This window comes from Ruegeria sp. SATB045 (assembly GCF_059613525.1).
In genome coordinates this window covers 156,140-172,635 of sequence record NZ_JBXWSR010000012.1, presented here as the reverse complement: position 1 = coordinate 172,635, position 16,496 = coordinate 156,140, and the positions used below count along the sequence as shown (strand labels likewise).

At 57.1% G+C, this 16,496-nt stretch carries 15 protein-coding genes and 1 pseudogene; 5 read left to right on the top strand and 11 right to left on the bottom strand.

The features are described 5' to 3' along the window. Position 1 precedes the first annotated feature (1 nt). The 4 genes and pseudogenes from AC2FNR_RS02750 (at position 2) to AC2FNR_RS02735 (ending at position 4,064) form a co-directional block, all read left to right on the top strand. Complete coding sequence (locus tag AC2FNR_RS02750; RefSeq protein WP_496847909.1) at positions 2-1,114, top strand: fumarylacetoacetate hydrolase family protein; 1,113 nt, start codon at positions 2-4, stop codon at positions 1,112-1,114. 13 nt (positions 1,115-1,127) lie between these two features. Continuing rightward, a complete protein-coding gene (locus AC2FNR_RS02745) occupies positions 1,128-2,630 on the top strand; it encodes an aldehyde dehydrogenase (NADP(+)) (RefSeq protein ID WP_496847908.1) in 1,503 nt (500 codons plus the stop codon). A gap of 105 nt (positions 2,631-2,735) precedes the next feature. Further along, a pseudogene (locus AC2FNR_RS02740) lies at positions 2,736-3,395 on the top strand (fumarylacetoacetate hydrolase family protein); the annotation flags it as partial. Next, on the top strand, positions 3,381-4,064 hold the full coding sequence (locus tag AC2FNR_RS02735; protein ID WP_496848161.1) for a helix-turn-helix domain-containing protein: 684 nt from the start codon (positions 3,381-3,383) through the stop codon (positions 4,062-4,064). The pseudogene AC2FNR_RS02740 and the gene AC2FNR_RS02735, both read left to right, overlap by 15 nt. A 7-nt stretch (positions 4,065-4,071) precedes the next feature. Here AC2FNR_RS02735 and AC2FNR_RS02730 read toward each other — a convergent pair whose 3' ends face one another. The 6 genes from AC2FNR_RS02730 to psrA form a co-directional block, all read right to left on the bottom strand. Then, entirely contained in the window at positions 4,072-4,722 is a 651-nt protein-coding gene (locus AC2FNR_RS02730) for a GNAT family N-acetyltransferase (protein WP_496847907.1), read from the bottom strand. 262 nt (positions 4,723-4,984) lie between these two features. Then, entirely contained in the window at positions 4,985-5,689 is a 705-nt protein-coding gene (locus AC2FNR_RS02725; protein WP_496847906.1) for an NAD(P)H-dependent oxidoreductase, read from the bottom strand. Positions 5,690-5,794: 105 nt separating this feature from the next. Continuing rightward, positions 5,795-6,733, bottom strand: coding sequence for a substrate binding domain-containing protein (locus AC2FNR_RS02720; RefSeq protein WP_496847905.1), 939 nt, complete (start codon positions 6,731-6,733; stop codon positions 5,795-5,797). 12 nt (positions 6,734-6,745) lie between these two features. Beyond that, complete coding sequence (phnY, locus tag AC2FNR_RS02715) at positions 6,746-8,194, bottom strand: phosphonoacetaldehyde dehydrogenase (RefSeq protein WP_496847904.1); 1,449 nt, start codon at positions 8,192-8,194, stop codon at positions 6,746-6,748. Between the two features lie 13 nt (positions 8,195-8,207). Next, positions 8,208-9,452, bottom strand: a complete 1,245-nt coding sequence (phnA, locus tag AC2FNR_RS02710; RefSeq protein WP_496847903.1) for a phosphonoacetate hydrolase — start codon at positions 9,450-9,452, stop codon at positions 8,208-8,210. Between the two features lie 73 nt (positions 9,453-9,525). Continuing rightward, positions 9,526-10,653 (bottom strand): iron-containing alcohol dehydrogenase PsrA, encoded by a 1,128-nt coding sequence (psrA, locus tag AC2FNR_RS02705; RefSeq protein WP_496847902.1) that lies wholly within the window; start codon positions 10,651-10,653, stop codon positions 9,526-9,528. Between the two features lie 202 nt (positions 10,654-10,855). On the opposite strand from psrA, the gene AC2FNR_RS02700 reads away from it, so the two are divergent. Next, a complete protein-coding gene (locus tag AC2FNR_RS02700) occupies positions 10,856-11,530 on the top strand; it encodes a GntR family transcriptional regulator (RefSeq protein WP_170356518.1) in 675 nt (224 codons plus the stop codon). Between the two features lie 2 nt (positions 11,531-11,532). On the opposite strand, the gene AC2FNR_RS02695 is transcribed toward AC2FNR_RS02700, so the two are convergent. The 5 genes from AC2FNR_RS02695 to AC2FNR_RS02675 are packed head-to-tail and all read right to left on the bottom strand — an operon-like array spanning position 11,533 to position 16,471. Further along, positions 11,533-12,489, bottom strand: coding sequence for an ABC transporter ATP-binding protein (locus AC2FNR_RS02695; protein ID WP_496847901.1), 957 nt, complete (start codon positions 12,487-12,489; stop codon positions 11,533-11,535). Next, the gene (locus AC2FNR_RS02690; RefSeq protein ID WP_496847900.1) at positions 12,486-13,463 is read right to left on the bottom strand and encodes an ABC transporter ATP-binding protein; all 978 of its coding nucleotides are present in this window, start codon (positions 13,461-13,463) and stop codon (positions 12,486-12,488) included. The genes AC2FNR_RS02695 and AC2FNR_RS02690 overlap by 4 nt, the downstream gene beginning before the upstream one ends. 4 nt (positions 13,464-13,467) lie before the next feature. Then, complete coding sequence (locus AC2FNR_RS02685) at positions 13,468-14,370, bottom strand: ABC transporter permease subunit (RefSeq protein ID WP_496847899.1); 903 nt, start codon at positions 14,368-14,370, stop codon at positions 13,468-13,470. Then, positions 14,370-15,377, bottom strand: a complete 1,008-nt coding sequence (locus AC2FNR_RS02680) for an ABC transporter permease subunit (protein ID WP_480868255.1) — start codon at positions 15,375-15,377, stop codon at positions 14,370-14,372. Before AC2FNR_RS02680 ends, AC2FNR_RS02685 begins: the two co-directional genes overlap by 1 nt. Beyond that, positions 15,377-16,471, bottom strand: a complete 1,095-nt coding sequence (locus AC2FNR_RS02675; protein ID WP_496847898.1) for a M24 family metallopeptidase — start codon at positions 16,469-16,471, stop codon at positions 15,377-15,379. The genes AC2FNR_RS02680 and AC2FNR_RS02675 overlap by 1 nt, the downstream gene beginning before the upstream one ends. Between the last annotated feature and the right edge of the window lie 25 nt (positions 16,472-16,496).

Genomic DNA, 16,496 nt, shown 5'->3' with positions numbered 1-16,496 from the left:
AATGACTTCTCCTAAACTGGATTCAGACGGGCTGTGGCTCGGGCGTGTTGAACGCCCCGGTATTGGCCCTGCTGTCGTAACCCTGCGCGATGGTCAGGTTGTCGACATCACCTCGAAAACTGCGCCGACCGTGCGCGACATCCTCGAAATGGACGATGCCGCGGGGTACGTGCGCTCGGCTTCGGGCGAGACGCTCGGGCCGCTAGATGGGGAACATCAATGGCTGGCGCCTTGTGACCTGCAGGCGGTGAAAGCCTGTGGTGTCACGTTCGCCGGCTCTATGGTTGAACGTGTCATCGAAGAGCAGGCAGCGGGCGACCCGGCCAAGGCCGAAGCCATCCGCAAGCGCATTGGTGCCCGTATTGGTGACAGCCTGTCCAATATCGTGCCCGGTTCGGAAGATGCGGCACAGGTAAAGGCGGCGCTTATCTCGGAAGGTCTGTGGAGCCAGTATCTGGAAGTTGGCATCGGGCCAGACGCCGAAGTGTTTTCCAAGGCGCAGGTACTGTCCTCGGTTGGATTCGGTGCGGATGTTGGGCTCCACCCAATTTCGACGTGGAACAACCCCGAGCCCGAAGTCGTGCTGGCTGTGACGTCCAAGGGTGAAATCAAGGGGGCGACGCTGGGCAATGATGTGAACTTGCGCGACGTTGAGGGGCGCTCAGCCTTGCTGCTGAGCAAAGCCAAGGACAACAACGCCTCTTGCGCCATCGGACCCATGATCCGCCTGTTCGACGACAACTTTGATCTGGACGACGTGCGCAATGCCGAATTGACCCTGACTGTTACCGGCCCGGATGGGTTTGTGCTGAACGGAAATTCGTCGATGTCCCAAATCAGCCGTGATCCCGCGGATCTGGTGAAGCAAACCGTCGGGCGTCATCACCAATATCCGGACGGGTTCATGCTGTTCCTCGGAACGCTTTTCGCTCCGACGCAGGATCGTGACACTCCGGGTGGCGGGTTCACTCACAAGATCGGTGACGCTGTCACGATTGCAAACGACCAACTGGGCGCTCTGACCAATACGGTGCGCCTGTCGACGGAATGCCCGGAATGGACGTTCGGGGCGTCTCATCTGATGCGAAACCTGGCCCAACGCGGGCTGATTTAAGGAAAATTTGAACATGTTGACCGGAAAACACCTGATCGCGGGCGAATGGGTCGCGACCGACGCTTCTTTTACCTCGGAACCGGCGCACGGGCCCAGCCACGACTTTTGCGTGGGCACGCCTGCGTTGGTCGATGCAGCCGTCGAAGCCGCTGAAGAGGCATTTGCCAGCTTTGGTTGGTCTTCGCGTGCGGATCGCGCCGCGTTGCTGCGCAAAATCGCTGATGAGATCGACGCCCGCGGCGATGCCATCACCGAAATCGGAACGCAAGAAACCGGCCTGCCCGAGGCGCGTCTGCAGGGTGAGCGTGGCCGCACCGTCGGCCAGCTGCGCCTGTTCGCAGATCATATCGAAAAGGGCGACTATCTGGACCTGCGCCACGACCCGGCTATGCCGGACCGCGCGCCCCTGCCCCGCCCCGACCTGAAGATGATCCAACGCCCGCTGGGCCCCGTCGCCGTGTTCGGCGCATCGAATTTCCCGCTGGCGTTCTCGGTCGCGGGTGGGGATACCGCTGCGGCGCTGGCCGCAGGTTGTCCGGTGGTGGTCAAGGGCCATTCGGCGCACCCCGGCACGGGTGAGATCGTGGCGCAGGCCATTGATGCCGCGATCAAGGCGACCGGTGTGCATCCGGGTGTGTTCTCGCTGGTTCAAGGCGGTAAGCGCGATGTGGGCACTCGTTTGGTGCAGCACCCTCTAATCCGGGCCGTGGGTTTTACCGGCAGCCTTGGCGGTGGTCGTGCCCTCTTCGACCTGTGCGCGCAACGCGATGAGCCGATCCCTTTCTTTGGTGAGCTGGGCTCGGTCAATCCGATGTTCATCCTGCCTCAGGCCGCCGCTGCGCGCGGGGCCGAGATCGGGACGGGTTGGTCGGGTTCACTGACCATGGGTGCGGGGCAGTTCTGCACCAATCCGGGTATTGCCGTTGTGATCGATGGGCCGGATGCAGATGCGTTCCAGTCGGCGGCCGAAACCGGCCTGTCCGCTGTTGCCAACCAGACCATGCTGACAGACGGAATTGCCGCCGCTTATCGCGATGGCGTTTCGCGCGTTGCGTCCGGCACCGGCGTGACTCAGATCATTGGCACCAGTTGCGAAACCCGCGACGCGGCACCCTATCTGTTCACTGTCTCGGGCGACGATTGGCTGGCCGACCACAAGCTGCAGGAAGAGGTCTTTGGCCCTCTGGGTATAGTTGTTCGTGTTCGCGATGCCGACCAGATGCTGCAGGTGGCGCGCGCCATCGAAGGTCAGTTGACTTGTACCCTGCATTTAGACGCGGGTGATACAGCCGACGCACAGGCGCTGCTGCCGTTGCTAGAGCGTAAAGCAGGGCGTCTGCTGGCCAACAGCTTCCCTACCGGGGTGGAGGTGTGTGATACCATGGTGCATGGTGGCCCCTACCCCGCGTCGACCAATTTTGGTGCAACTTCTGTGGGCACGCTGTCGATCCGTCGCTTCCTGCGTCCGGTCTGCTATCAGGATATTCCTGTCGCGCTTTTGCCCGAGCAGATGTAACCGAAGGCAAGTCCGCCCGCTCCCATTTATGATGTATGTAGCAACCCATCTTTCGGGTGCCGCGGTCATCGGGGGCGGGTAATCACAGTTTAAAAGGATGGTGGAATGAAACTGCTGCGCTATGGGCCTGTTGGTCAAGAAAAGCCGGGGCTTTTGGACGGAAACGGCGCGATCCGTGATTTGTCGGGCGAAGTCGGTGATATCGCAGGCGCCGCGCTGAGTGATGACAGCCTCGCACGTCTGCGCGCGATCGACCCTGCAACCTTGCCGCTGGTCGAGGGCGACCCGCGCATCGGCGCGTGTGTGGGCCAGGTTGGCAAGTTCATTTGCATTGGCCTCAACTATGCCGATCACGCGGCGGAATCGGGCATGGATCTGCCCGCCGAGCCGGTGATTTTCTTCAAGGCCACATCCGCCATTATCGGCCCCAATGACACGGTCGAAATCCCCCGCAACTCGGTCAAGACCGATTGGGAGGTTGAGCTGGGCGTGGTGATCGGAAAAGAGGCCAAATACGTCTCGGAAGAGGACGCGCTGGACCATGTGGCGGGCTATTGCGTGGTCAACGATCTGTCCGAGCGTGACTTTCAGCTGCACCGCTCGGGGCAATGGGTCAAGGGCAAGTCGGCGGACACGTTTGGCCCCATTGGACCCTGGCTGGTGACCCGCGATGAGGTCGCGGACCCGCAAAACCTGCCGATGTATCTTGAGGTCAACGGGCATCGCTATCAGGGCGGCTCGACCAAGACGATGCATTTCGGCGTTGAGTTTGTGCAGGACGAGGGTGCTGAAGGGTGGGGTTTTGAGCCTGTCCCGGCCTCTTACGCCGGAAAAGAGTTTTACGAATTCCTCGTCAATCTACAGTTGGGCATCTACAACTCGCTGCACAGGGATGTCATGGGCGCTGGTTTTACCTCACGCCGTATCGAAGTCAGATATTCAAATGACAGCGCATACACCTTGCCGGCTGATGCAGCAGACGAGATCATTCTGAACGCAGGACGGAACCGGTTCCATGTCGGAGTGGAATGGTTGGATCATAAAGTCGAACTGGGAAACCAGTTGACTTTCAATCAGCTCGTTCGAATTTGCGAAAACGAACTGTCCGAGATCACCCAAAAAGACGGTGTCAGTGGTCAGGTCCGTCGGAGCTTGATTCAAAATGTTGCACTTTCGTCAAGTATGGATACCGTCGCTCAGAGCCTTGGTTTGACCAGTCGTACCCTCAGGCGGCACCTGAAGCGAGAGCAAACGACTTTTAGTGCAATTGTGGACGCTGTTCGAATGGAGCTTGCGCTAAAGTATTTGCGCGAAGCGACACTGAGCACCGAGCAGATCGCGCACGTTCTGGGGTTCTCAGAAACAGCTAGTTTCGTCCGCGCGTTCCGGCGATGGACCGGACGCACGCCTAAATATTATAGAATCTCACAATAAATGTGCTTTATGGGTTTGACCACGGAACGCCTATTGTGGGGCTGGGATCCGCAGAAGTTCGCAGCGCGTGCATAAACTGCGCCAAAGAATTTGGATGACCCTTCCGTTCAATCGTCCGTAAGAGTGAAGGCAATTCCATGCGATACAACAGTGTTTCGTCGCTTTCCACGAGGTCGGCATTCAACCCTTCGAACAAACCCTTGGCCTTATAGTTTCCGAACAGAACTTCAGCATGAGCGAGCTCGACCCCTAAAGCCAGACAGTCGAACACGGTGGCCGCCAGTAAAAGGTGGGATATGCCGTGACCGTGATAGTCGTCCAAAACCGTGCAAGCGATTTCGACATCCTTGTCTTGCGGGTTACCCCGGATTGCATGCACGGCGGCGATGGGCCGCCCATTCTGTTCAGAGTCTACGGCACCCCAAGCTACGTGCTTGTCGCCATCCACGTTGGCCAGAAGGTCCAAAACAGGTTCTGGGGCGTCGTGAAACGCAGAAAAGAAGCGCATGTATCGGGATTGGTCGGACAGATTATGGATTGCTTGCGCAATCAGATGTTTGTCGGAAATGCCCATTGGGCGCACGTAGATGCTGACACCGTTGTCCAACCTTGCCTTGAAGCCTCGGTCATTGTCCAGATGTAGGGAAGTTGAACCCATTGCGCCGCCGCTTTCGTTTGGTTCCCCGTTTTTCTTGTCTTCGCGGATCTTTCAAATCACGTTCTGTAATTTAGTCTTATGACGCATTTGGCAAACTTTTTCGAACTGACCTAGCGTTCCAGATGCTCTCTGTCCTGAGCTGTCAGTAGATTGTCCGATTATGCTTGTTTGATACATGAGTCAGCTATGCACCATGCGCCTCGTGCTGTGTGTTTGTGAGGTAGCAGGCGGGGTGCCCGGCACGTCGTGCCGGGCATATACGTCACACCCATGTGACGATATCGGCCATCTCGCGGCGCGTTTTGGGGAACATCGGACCATCCGCACGATAGCCGAACGCCACCATGACGGCGGGTTTGTGGAGGTTGGTATCAATCCCGAAATGATCGCGCAAAACAGCTTCGGTTTTGTCCAACTCGAACCCTTCGATGGGGCATGAATCAATTCCCATAAGCGCACCGGCGGTCATCATGTTGCCGAGAACGATGTAAGCCTGCCGCGCAGCCCATTTTTCGATATCCGCGTCGGTTTCCAATTTGAAATCATGCGCTTGAAACTTGGCGTAAGCCCCCCCGAGCATCTCGATGACTTCTTCGGGGAACTGTTTCACCTCGCGGTTGTGCTGGGCCAAATAATCCGACCCTGCTTTCATGGTTGCGCCGGTATGGGACAGGATGATCACGTAATGGCTTGCGGTTCCAAGCTGTCCGGCAGTACCATTCGTGGCGCCGTTCGCGCCCCAGGTGAAGTCACGAAACAGCTCTCGTTTCTCGGGTGATTGCACAACCAGCAACTGGAACGGTTCGGTCCCGAACGAGGTCGGCGACAGGCGTGCCGCTTCCAGAATTGTGTTGAATTCGCTCTCAGTGACTTTTCGCTCAGGATCGAACACTTTAGTTGCGTGGCGGAAATTGAAGGCGTCGATGATCTGAGTCTGAACATCGCTGGTTTCGATGAGGTCTTTCATGGAATGAGGCTCCGAATTGGTGATGAGCCGCATCTATGCCCTTCCATTGTCTGCCGCTATCTGCAGAATTCGGAAATGATAATCCCGTATACCGGAAGAATAGCTTCAGATCAGGTCGGCGTAGAGCACCTTGTTGGCGGCGATGATCCGAACACGCATGAAATCCAAAAACGCGCGGACTCGGGCATGCATCAATCGGCCCGGTGGGCGCACGGCCCAGATTTTCGAATCCGGCCAGGCGCGCAGATGTGGCAGAACCCGAACCAGACGCCCGGATCGAATATGATCTCCGGTCTGCCACAAGCAGGCTTTGTTGATCCCCAATCCGGCCAGCGTCCAATCCATCGCTGCATCACCAAGGCTGACGGTCGCGGGGCCAGACACGCGCACATCATGCATGGTGTCCGATTGATCAATCAGGTGCCAGACCTCGCGCGGGTGCATTGTCAGGCAAGCGTGATTGGCCAGGTCGGCCGCAGTTTCAGGCGTCCCTGCATGTTCCAGATAGGAAGGTGCCGCAACCAGTAGACGCGGATCATCGTCCAGTTTCTGGGCCAACAGGCTGGATGGGCCAAGATCGCCTAGACGAAACGCCAGATCGTACCCCAGTTCCACAATGTCGAGCACCGAGTCGGTTAGGTTCAGATCAAGCTCTACATGCGGGTAGAGCCGAAGGAATTCGGGTACATGTGGCACTATATGTGACTGCCCGAATGACGCGGATGCTGTTACCCGCAGTTTGCCTGATACTGTTCCAGAGTTTCCAGACAGCATGGTGCGCGCATCTTCGACGTCTTCGAGGATGCGCTTGGCATGCTCCAGAAACAGCTCTCCGTCCGGGGTCAGGGATACAGCCCGCGTGGTGCGGTTCAGCAGTTTGACATCCAGTTCGGTCTCAAGCGCCTGCAGGCGTTGTGAGGTGTTGGTGGCCGAGAACCCGAACTCCGCCCCTGCCCGTCCAATGGCACCCAGGGTGGCCACTCGGACAAACAGGTTTAGGTTTTTCAAATCAAATGACATGCCGTCAGGGATAGTACGAAACACCCATCTGCGCCACTAGCCGGGCCAGGGCAGCGAATAAGTTTTGACGTTGGTAAAGAACTTCATCGCTTCGATTACGCCTTCTTTCACGCCGTTGCCGCTGTCCTTGATCCCGCCAAAGGGCGACATCTCGATCCTGTAGCCTGGTTGTTCCCAGATGTTGCAAGTGCCGACATCCAACCCGTTGATAAAGGCGATTGCCCGGTTCAAATCGTTGGTGCACACGCCCGAGGACAGGCCGAACTCGGTACCGTTCGAGATTTCCATAACCTTCGCATCGTCATCGGGCACGCGCACGATAGGTACGATGGGCCCAAAAGTTTCTTCCATCACCAACTCGCTGTCATGGGGAACCTTGTCGACCACAATCGGAGGCAGCAATGCCCCCTGGCGACCGGGGTGGTACAGGATTTCCGCACCTTCGGCTTCGGCCATGTGGACGCGTTTTTCAAACAGCGCGGCGGCTTTGTCATGGATCACACAGCCCAGTTGAGTTTCCGGGTCCTGAGGGTCACCGAACCGGATCGCCTTCGCTTTCTCCAACACCAGAGGAACGAATTTGTCGGCCACGCTTTCTTGTACCAAAATGCGTTTGATCGCAGTGCAGCGCTGGCCCGAATTGCCGGTTGCACCTGCGACCGCGATGGTGGCGGCCTTGTCCAGATCAGCATCGCTGAGATCGTTCAGAACGATCAATGGGTCATTTCCGCCCAACTCCAGCGCCTGGCGTTTGTATCCGGCTTTCGACGCGATCAATTTGCCAACCGGAACACCTCCGGTGAAGGTGATGATGTCGATGTTTTCGTTGGTGATCATCTCGTCACCAATGTCCTGCGGCCAACCGGTTACAACCTGGAACATCTCGGGCGGCAGACCGGCCTCATACAGAATATCGGCCAGCGCCAAACAAGTTAGCGGCGTCAACTCGGTGGGTTTGCAAACCATACAGTTATTGGTCGCAATTGACGGAGCGATCTTGTGGCTGACCATGTTTAGCGGATGGTTGAACGGTGTGATGGCGCTGATTGCCTTGACGGGTTCACGTTTGGTGAAAATCCTACGCTCTTTCCCGTTATGGGTCAGATCGCACGAGAAAATCTCCCCATCGTCTTTTAACGCCTCGGCAGCGGCAAACTGATAGACGTCCTGCGCGCGTTTCGTTTCGTAAATCGAATGCTGATGGCAAATGCCCAGTTCCAACGTCAACCATTTGGCCAGGTAGTCCCGCTTTTCACCGATCAACTCGCCCGCGCGCTGCAGGATCTGGCTGCGTTCGTATCGAGTCAGTTTCGGCGTGTAGTTTGCGGCAATCTCAAATGCCTTGCGTGCGTGTTCCGCTGTCCCTGCCGGGACGGTGCCCACGACCTCATTCGTATAGGGGTAGTGGACCGGTACAGTGGCATCGGTAAAGACAACCTCTCCTCCGATGCGCATTCCTTCGTGGCGAATGTCTGAAGCGTTCATGATCCCGTCCATTTTATTGCGCTGCGGCGGTGGTAGCATAGAAAAACGCGTCAAAGTTCTTCAGTTTTGGTTGCGAGGGTAAATCCAGGACGCGGTTGACGATAAAGGGAACTTCTTGCTCGGTCAGGCCGCCATGGCTGCGCAACGGTTCTTTCAAGGCCGCCAGATCATGACGATCCTCGGAGGTGCCGATGCAGATATTCTCACCCGAGACCATGACAATATCCCCAATCCGATCACCAGGAAGTTCGTATTCCGCGATGGCTTCTTCCTTGGTCAGGACATGGGTGATACCGTCGGTCGCTTTCAGCTTGTCCACAATATCGGAACGGTTCGCACCTTCAGGAAGATAAGCGGTGGCAAAGCTGCCAAGCGCGCCATGGTGAACCACATAAGGGTCAGTGATCGGCAGGATCACACGGGCTGCATCCTTCCCCATCCAGTCGTCCATTAGATCCTGGACATAGACTACGTTAGGTGTTCCGTCCGTATGGTGTTTGGGCTTCATGCCATGATCTGCAGTGACGACGATGGCTGCGCCCATAGCATCCAACTGCGCCAGATACCGGTCGAACATCGCGTAGAAATCCAGTGCACCCTGCTGGTCAGGCGCGAATTTGTGCTGAATGTAGTCTGTGGTCGAAAGGTACATGATATCAGGCTTGAACTCCTCCAACAGCTTCACACCCGCAGCGAAAACAAATTCCGACAAGTCCGCCGAGTACACTTCGGGCACAGGCATTCCCAGCCATTGGCTTGCGTTGTCGATACCGTGTTCGGCCTTTGTCGTCTCGCCCGAGCGTTCGGACGAGAACGCGACGGCGCGCTCTTCGTCAAACTTCAATCCGGCACCAAGCAAAGCGCGCAGCTTGTCCTTGGCAGTCACCATGGCGACCCGGTATCCAGCCTCGTAGAACTTTGAAAAGATAGTAGGCGCGCGCAGAAAACGAACGTCATTCATCATTACTTCTTCACCGCTGTCGGGGTCGATCAAGTAATTCCCACAGATTCCATGAATACTTGGCGGACGTCCGGTCGCGATTGACAGGTTGTTGGGGTTGGTAAAGGACGGAATGACCGAGTGCGCTAGTCGGTCCGTGCCGGTCTCACGTATTCGCTTGAGCGTGGGCATCAGCCCTTTGGCGATGGCTACATCCAGATACTCTGGCTCGCAGCCATCGAGACAAATCGCAATCGCGGGAACTTTGGGCGTCGGATAAACTCGTTCATTTGCGGTGATCGGGGTTTGAGCTGTCATAGGGCGGTCCTTGCGTATGAGCGTAAGTCAGATCAACAGTGGCTGACACACGGGGTCTATTTTGAAAGATGGTTCAGGCGACCTTGGATTTTTTGCCATCCTGCGCGTCCAGCGTTTTCAGGAATGCCTCTTTTGTGCCCGCAAAATTACGGCCGCGTTCACCGGCAAAGGCTTCATCAACAATATCCATTCGTTGAGCGTCGGATATGCCGTAGTCTGCAAACCGGGTGGAAACACCTAGCCGATTCAGGAAGGTCGTCAGTTCAATCGAAGCGGAACTCAGATTCGAACCGAAAACATCGTGCAGGGCAGCCTGTCTAAACCCGCCAATGCCGTCGACCGAACTTAAGATCACTGGCAGCGTGAACGAACAAGCAATTCCGTGCTGTATACCCCATCCGAGGGTTATTGGATAAGACAGGTTATGGGCGATGGCAGTCTTTGTATTGGAAAAGGCCAGCCCGGCGCTGAGTGCTGCATCTGCGATCTGCGTGCGCAGACTAAGGTTGCCTAGATCGTTTAGCAGATCGGGCAAAGTGTCTAGAATGGTGCCAGCTGCATGGACGGCATGTCTGGCCGAAATAGGGTTTGCATTGATATTCCATATGCTTTCCAAAGCATGGGAAAGTGTGTCCAACCCAGTGGACAGGGTCAGTTCATGGGGTTTGTTGACCATAAGTTCAGGATCAATCACCGCAGCTTCTGGGTAGAGATTTTGTCGTGAAAGTGAGTATTTTCTGGCGCGCTGCTCGTCCCAAACTGTGGCCCAACATGTAACCTCACTACCGGTGCCAGCAGTCGTCGGAACCGCAATAATGGGAATGGTTCCCAAGTTTGCCGCGCCGCCGCCGGTTTCTAAATACGTCACTACATTGTCAAAACTGCCATCTGCGGCCGCAAAAACCTTGGCCGAGTCGATTACGGACCCACCTCCTAAGGCTACAATCACCTCGATTTGGTGCCGTATTCCAGCTAACTGCGCGCACTGCTGCCCAAGCAGCTGGAAATCCGGGTTGGGTGCGATGTCGTTTATTACTACCGCAGCTGGTCCAGCCGCTTCTTCAACCCGCTGCGCCAGGCGCTGGAAGGGATCACTTGGATAAGTGACCAAAGCATAATTTCGGCCGCCAATCAGTTTTGGCAGTTCCGAAACAGAACCGGCGCCAAACATGATTTCAACCGGATTGGAATAGCGCCACATTGGACCCTCATAGGAAATTGGCCTACTTTGTTGGGCGGCAATCTGGATCACTTTGTTCCATCGGTCCAATAGATTGTTTGGATGCTAAGTATTGAGTGTTGTAATAGGATTGCAAAATTCCGACATTACTGATTGAGAGCCTTGGAAATACGCAAGTGACTTTGTATTTTGGATACACACTCCACCACTCGAGATACAACATATGAGCGGAACACGCGCGATCCCACGGCAAAGCCTGCCCGATGTCATAACAAACGATCTGCGCGAGCGGATACTAAGCGGGGAGATGGCCGAGGGAGAGGTTATTCGGCAAGAAGCGCTGGCCGAGGATTACGACGTTTCTCGCATGCCAATCCGCGAGGCACTCAAACGACTGGACGCCGAAGGTCTTGTTCAATTGACGAACAACCGTGGCGCGTCGGTGACCACACATTCTCTGTCCGAGATCGCCGAGATTTTCGATCTGCGCGTTTTGCTTGAGGTCGATCTGTTCCGGCACGCAATACCGCGGATGACCCTAACCCATTTTTCCGAGTGTGAGCGCATTCTGGATGAGATGGAGAAGTCTTACGATGCCAATGACGTGGGCCGTTGGGGCGGGTTGAACAATGCTTACCATATGGCGCTATATGCTGCGGCTGATCGCGGGTTGAGCAATGAAATCCTGCAACGTGTCAACTTGCAGTCGGACCGCTATGTCCGAATGCACCTGAGTGTAATGAAACAGCGAGAGCCTGCTAAGAAAGACCACCGCGAGCTGTTATCGCTGGCTCGAGCCGGACAGGTCGAGAGCGCCTGCGCTCTGTTGACCCGCCACATAGCACGCACCAAGGATCAGTTGCTGGAGATGGTGACTGCCACGCGCAACGGTGACTAAGGTCAATCCAGCGGGTGTAGGCAAGCCACCTGATGCGACTCACCACTCAGATCTGGTGGTGCGGCGCGGCATTCTTCGGTTGCAAGCCAGCAGCGTTGCGCGAAAGCACAGCCCAAGGGGATGTTCATGGGTGAGGGCAACTCGCCCTCCAGCTTGATCCGTTCCTTGCGCGCCTCAGGGTCCGCGCGCGGCGTGGTCGATAACAGCGCCTTGGAATAGGGATGACGGGGGGCGGCGAACAGTTGGTCTTTCGTGGCGTGCTCGACCGCGCGGCCCAGATATATAACGATCACATCATCGGCGAAGTGTTTAACTACCGACAGGTCATGCGAGATGAACAGATAGGCAAGGTTCAGGCGTTCCTGCAACTCGACCAGCAGGTTCAGGATTTGGGATTGGATCGATACATCCAATGCCGAGACCGGTTCGTCCAGGACCAACACTTTAGGGTTCAACATTAGAGCGCGAGCAATGGCGATCCGCTGGCGCTGACCGCCCGAGAACATATGCGGATAACGGTCGTAGTGTTCGGGACGCAGGCCGACAAGGTTAAGCATCTCGCGCGCCCGCGCCTCGCGGTCGGAGGCGGACATGTTGGGGCGGTTGATGGTCAGCGGCTCCTGTAGAATCTGCCCGATCCGTTGCCGGGGATTGAGCGATCCATACGGATCCTGGAATACGATCTGAACGGTCTCACGCATTTCGGCCCATTTCGATGGGGTGACATCAGTGCCGTCTATTGTAAGTGTTCCGGACGTTGGTTCTTCGATCATAGTGACGACACGTGCCAATGTGGACTTGCCGCAGCCGGATTCTCCGACGATGGCAAGTGTCTTGCCAGGTTTCAGTTCAAAATCTACTCCGGACAGGGCTTTGACTGTTGCGGATTTCGACAACAGTCCACCTCTCACCTCGTAGTGCCGAGCCAACGCAGTTGCCTGAACGATAGGGGCCGTCATGCGATTTCTCCGGCTGCAATTCTTTCGACATGGTGACACCGGGCTTTGCCGAATGATTCACTATGTGGTGTGGGGGGGATAGATTGGCAGGTGTTATCCGCAAACCTGCACCTCGGGCTGAATAGGCACCCCTTTGGTCGGTCAAACTGGCCGGGAACGACACCGGGGATGGTCGGCAGCATTTTCGAAGTTGCCCGTTCCGGCAGTGCGCTTAGCAACGCAGAGGTATAAGGGTGGCGCGGGGTGCGGAACAGATCTTTGACGGGCTGTTCTTCAACCTTTTGACCGGCGTATTGTACCTGCACGCGTTCGGCGGTTTCGGCTACCACGCCCATATCGTGTGTGATCAGCACCAGACCCATCCCCTGTTCATCGCGCAGCCGCACCAGCAGGTCCAGAATTTGCGCCTGAATGGTGACGTCCAGCGCTGTTGTTGGCTCATCAGCGATCAGCAGCTTGGGGTTGCACGCAATCGCCATGGCGATCATGACCCGCTGGTTCATCCCCCCAGACATCTGGTGTGGAAAGGTGTTCAGCCGGTTTTCCGGCGCGGGAATGCCGACCTGATCAAACAGCTCGATCGCGCGTTGGTGACGATCTTTGCGGTTCATGCCCAGATGGATGCGCAGCGCCTCTTTGATCTGGAACCCCACAGTGAAACAGGGGTTGAGCGACGACATCGGTTCCTGAAAGATCATGGCGATGTCCTTGCCGATGATCTTGCGCCGGTCGCGGGCCGAGATTTTGGTCAGGTCGATGCCTTCAAAACTCAGCTGATCGGCGGTGATTGTGGCGGTCCAGGGCAACAGGCCCATCAACGCCAGCATAGACACGGATTTGCCCGAGCCGCTTTCGCCGACGATGGCCATCAGCTCGCCCCGGTCGACAGAGAGGTCCACCCCGTCGACGGCGCGGAATTTACCCGAGGCGGTAGCGAATTCGACAGTGAGGTTTCGGATGTCCAACAAACTCATATCGTCAGCTCCGCTTCAGTTTCGGGTCCAGCGCGTCGCGCAGGCCGTCGCCCATCAGGTTGATCGCCAGCACCGTGACCAGAATGGCAAGGCCGGGGAACGTGACGACCCACCAGGCGCGTAGAATGAACTCGCGCGCTTCGGCCAGCATGGTGCCCCATTCCGGCGTGGGGGGCTGTGCGCCCATTCCCAGAAATCCAAGGGCGGCGGCGTCCAGAATAGCGGTTGAGAATGACAGCGCCGCCTGCACAATGATCGGGGCCAGACAGTTGGGCAGCACAGTCTTGAACATCAACCGCGCCTTGCCCGCGCCCGCGACACGGGCCGAGGTGACATAGTCTTTCTGCCGTTCAGACAGAACCGAGGCGCGGGTCAGGCGCACATAATGGGGCTGGAACACGATGGCGATGGCGATCATGGCATTGGTCAGTGAGGGGCCAAGGATGGCCACCAATACCAGCGCCAACAGCAGCGAGGGGAAGGACAGGATGATATCCATCACCCGCATGATCAGCGTATCGACCCATTTCGGCGCAAAGCCGGACAATAGCCCGATGAATACGCCGCCTGTCACGGCCACACAGACCACAACGATGCCCACAAAGAAGGAATAGCGTGATCCCATGATCAGCCGCGACAGCATGTCCCGGCCCAATGGGTCGGTGCCCAGCGGGAAGGCCCAACTGCCGCCCTCTTGCCACGCGGGGGGTTGCAGAATGTTGTCGCGGAACTGCTCGGTCGGGTCATAGGGCGCCAGCAAAGGCGCAAAGGCCGCGCAGATTACGAAGGCCATGAACACATACAATCCGATTACCGCGCCGCGGTTTTCGCTGAAATAGAACCAGAATTCGCGCAGGGCGCTTGGGCGGTCCTCGGTCTTGGGCGTAGTTGCGGAAAGCTCGGCCATCACCGTCTCCGGATTTTGGGGTTGATGATGCCGTAAAGGACATCGACCAGCAGGTTCACCAGCATCACGATCACGGCGATCATCAGCAGCCCGCCCTGCACCACCGGATAGTCGCGGCGGAAAATACTGTCGACCATCCACTTGCCGATGCCCGGCCAGCTAAAGATTGTCTCGGTCAGGATCGCGCCGGCCAGCAGCGTGCCGACCGACAGGCCGATCACTGTTATCACCGGGATCAGAGCGTTGCGCAGCGCATGCAGCCCGTTGATCCGCGTGGGCGAAAGACCCTTGGCGCGGGCGGTGCGAATGTAATCCTCGCCCAAAACTTCTAACATGGCCGAGCGAGTCTGGCGCGCGATCACCGCCAGCGGGATGGTGCCCAGTACGATGGTCGGCAGGATCAAGTGACGCACGGCTGACGTAAACGCACCCTCCTGCCCTGACAGCAGGCTGTCGATCAGCATGAAACCGGTCACGCTGGGGAAGTAATACAGCAGGTCGATCCGCCCCGATACCGGCGTCCAGCCCAGATTACCTGAAAACACGATGATCAGAAGCAGGGCCCACCAGAAGATCGGCATCGAATAGCCAACCAAAGCCGAGGACATCAGCGCGCGATCAAAGAACTTGCCTCTGTTCACGGCAGCAATCACACCCGCAGGCAAGCCAAGAGCCACGGCAAAGATCATCGCACAGATCGACAGTTCCAGCGTGGCTGGGAACAGGGCAAAGAACTCATCCCAGACCGGTTTCTTGGTGACAAAGCTTTCACCCAGATCGCCATGCATAACGCCGACCAGATAGTCCCAGTATTGCTGCAGTACCGGTTTGTCGAAGCCCAGCTTGACCACCATCTCCTGATAGCGTTCCTCGGTCATGCCGCGTTCTCCGGCCATGACGATGATGGGGTCGCCCGGTAGCACCCGGATGAACATGAAGGAAATCAGCGTCACGCCCAGAAATGTCGGAACGAACATTCCAAGGCGCGTAAGGAAGTAGCCAAACATCAGCGACCTATGATTGTGAGATCTTTGGGAAAGCGGGTCAGTGACCTGCAGCCATCCTGCGTCACCAGAACATCATCTTCGATCCGAACACCAAAATTTCCGAGGTCATAAAGCCCGGGCTCATTGGTCCAGACCATGCCGGGAAGGATGTCCTGATGATTTCCACGCATGATATAGGGCGCTTCATGTACGTCGCGGCCCAGCCCGTGCCCGGTCTTGGTGCGGATACGATCGGCATAAGGCGATGCCTCAAGCACGCGAGTGACGGCATCGTCGATGTCATGCGCAGTAGTGCCCGGGCGGCAGGCGTTGAACCCTTCTAGGTTGGCACGCAGGACGGTGTCGTAGACATCCCTGCCCTCGTCCGAAACCTCGGCCACAAAGAACGTACGGGTGATATCAGCGGCAAAGCCGTGTTTGCGCGCGCCAAAATCGAACAACAACGCATCGCCGGGTTTGATCTGATAATCCGCTCGCGCCTTGCCATGCGGTTGGGCCGAGTTGTCTCCGGCTGCCACAATTGGTGCGAACGCCAACGAGGCCGCACCTTCGGCGAACAGTGCCTGAATCAGCGCCTGTTCGATCTGTTTTTCCGTCTGTCCGACGCGCATGTCGGCTATCACACGCTCCAGCGCGCGTTCCGAGATATCAATTGCCGCTTGCAGTGCCGCGATGTCATCTTCGGTCTTTATAATCCGCAAGCCCGAGATTTCGCGTTCGGCATCGACAATGCGCAGATCGGGCAGCGCGTCGGTGAAAGCCTTCGACACAAAGACCCGCATCACCTGCCCTTCGACTGCCAGCGATTTCAGCGGCATGTGCGCAGCCAAAGCGGCAAAAGCGCTGTTATAGCCCGTCTGGTCCATCCAATCGAACACGGCACCGTCAAAGCCGACCAGCGCCCAGGTGCCAAGCTCCAGATTGGGGACAATCGCGGCGGGACTACCTTGGGCCGGGATAACGACCACAAAGGGTCGCTCGTGGCTCATGAAGGGTTTCCCCAACGCGCGGGTGAAATTGGGACCGGGCACGAGGGCCACGGCATCGACTGACATGTCCTTTGCCAGTTGACGGTACTCGGACAAATCCGGCATGGGGGCCGACCTCCAAAAAAGAAAA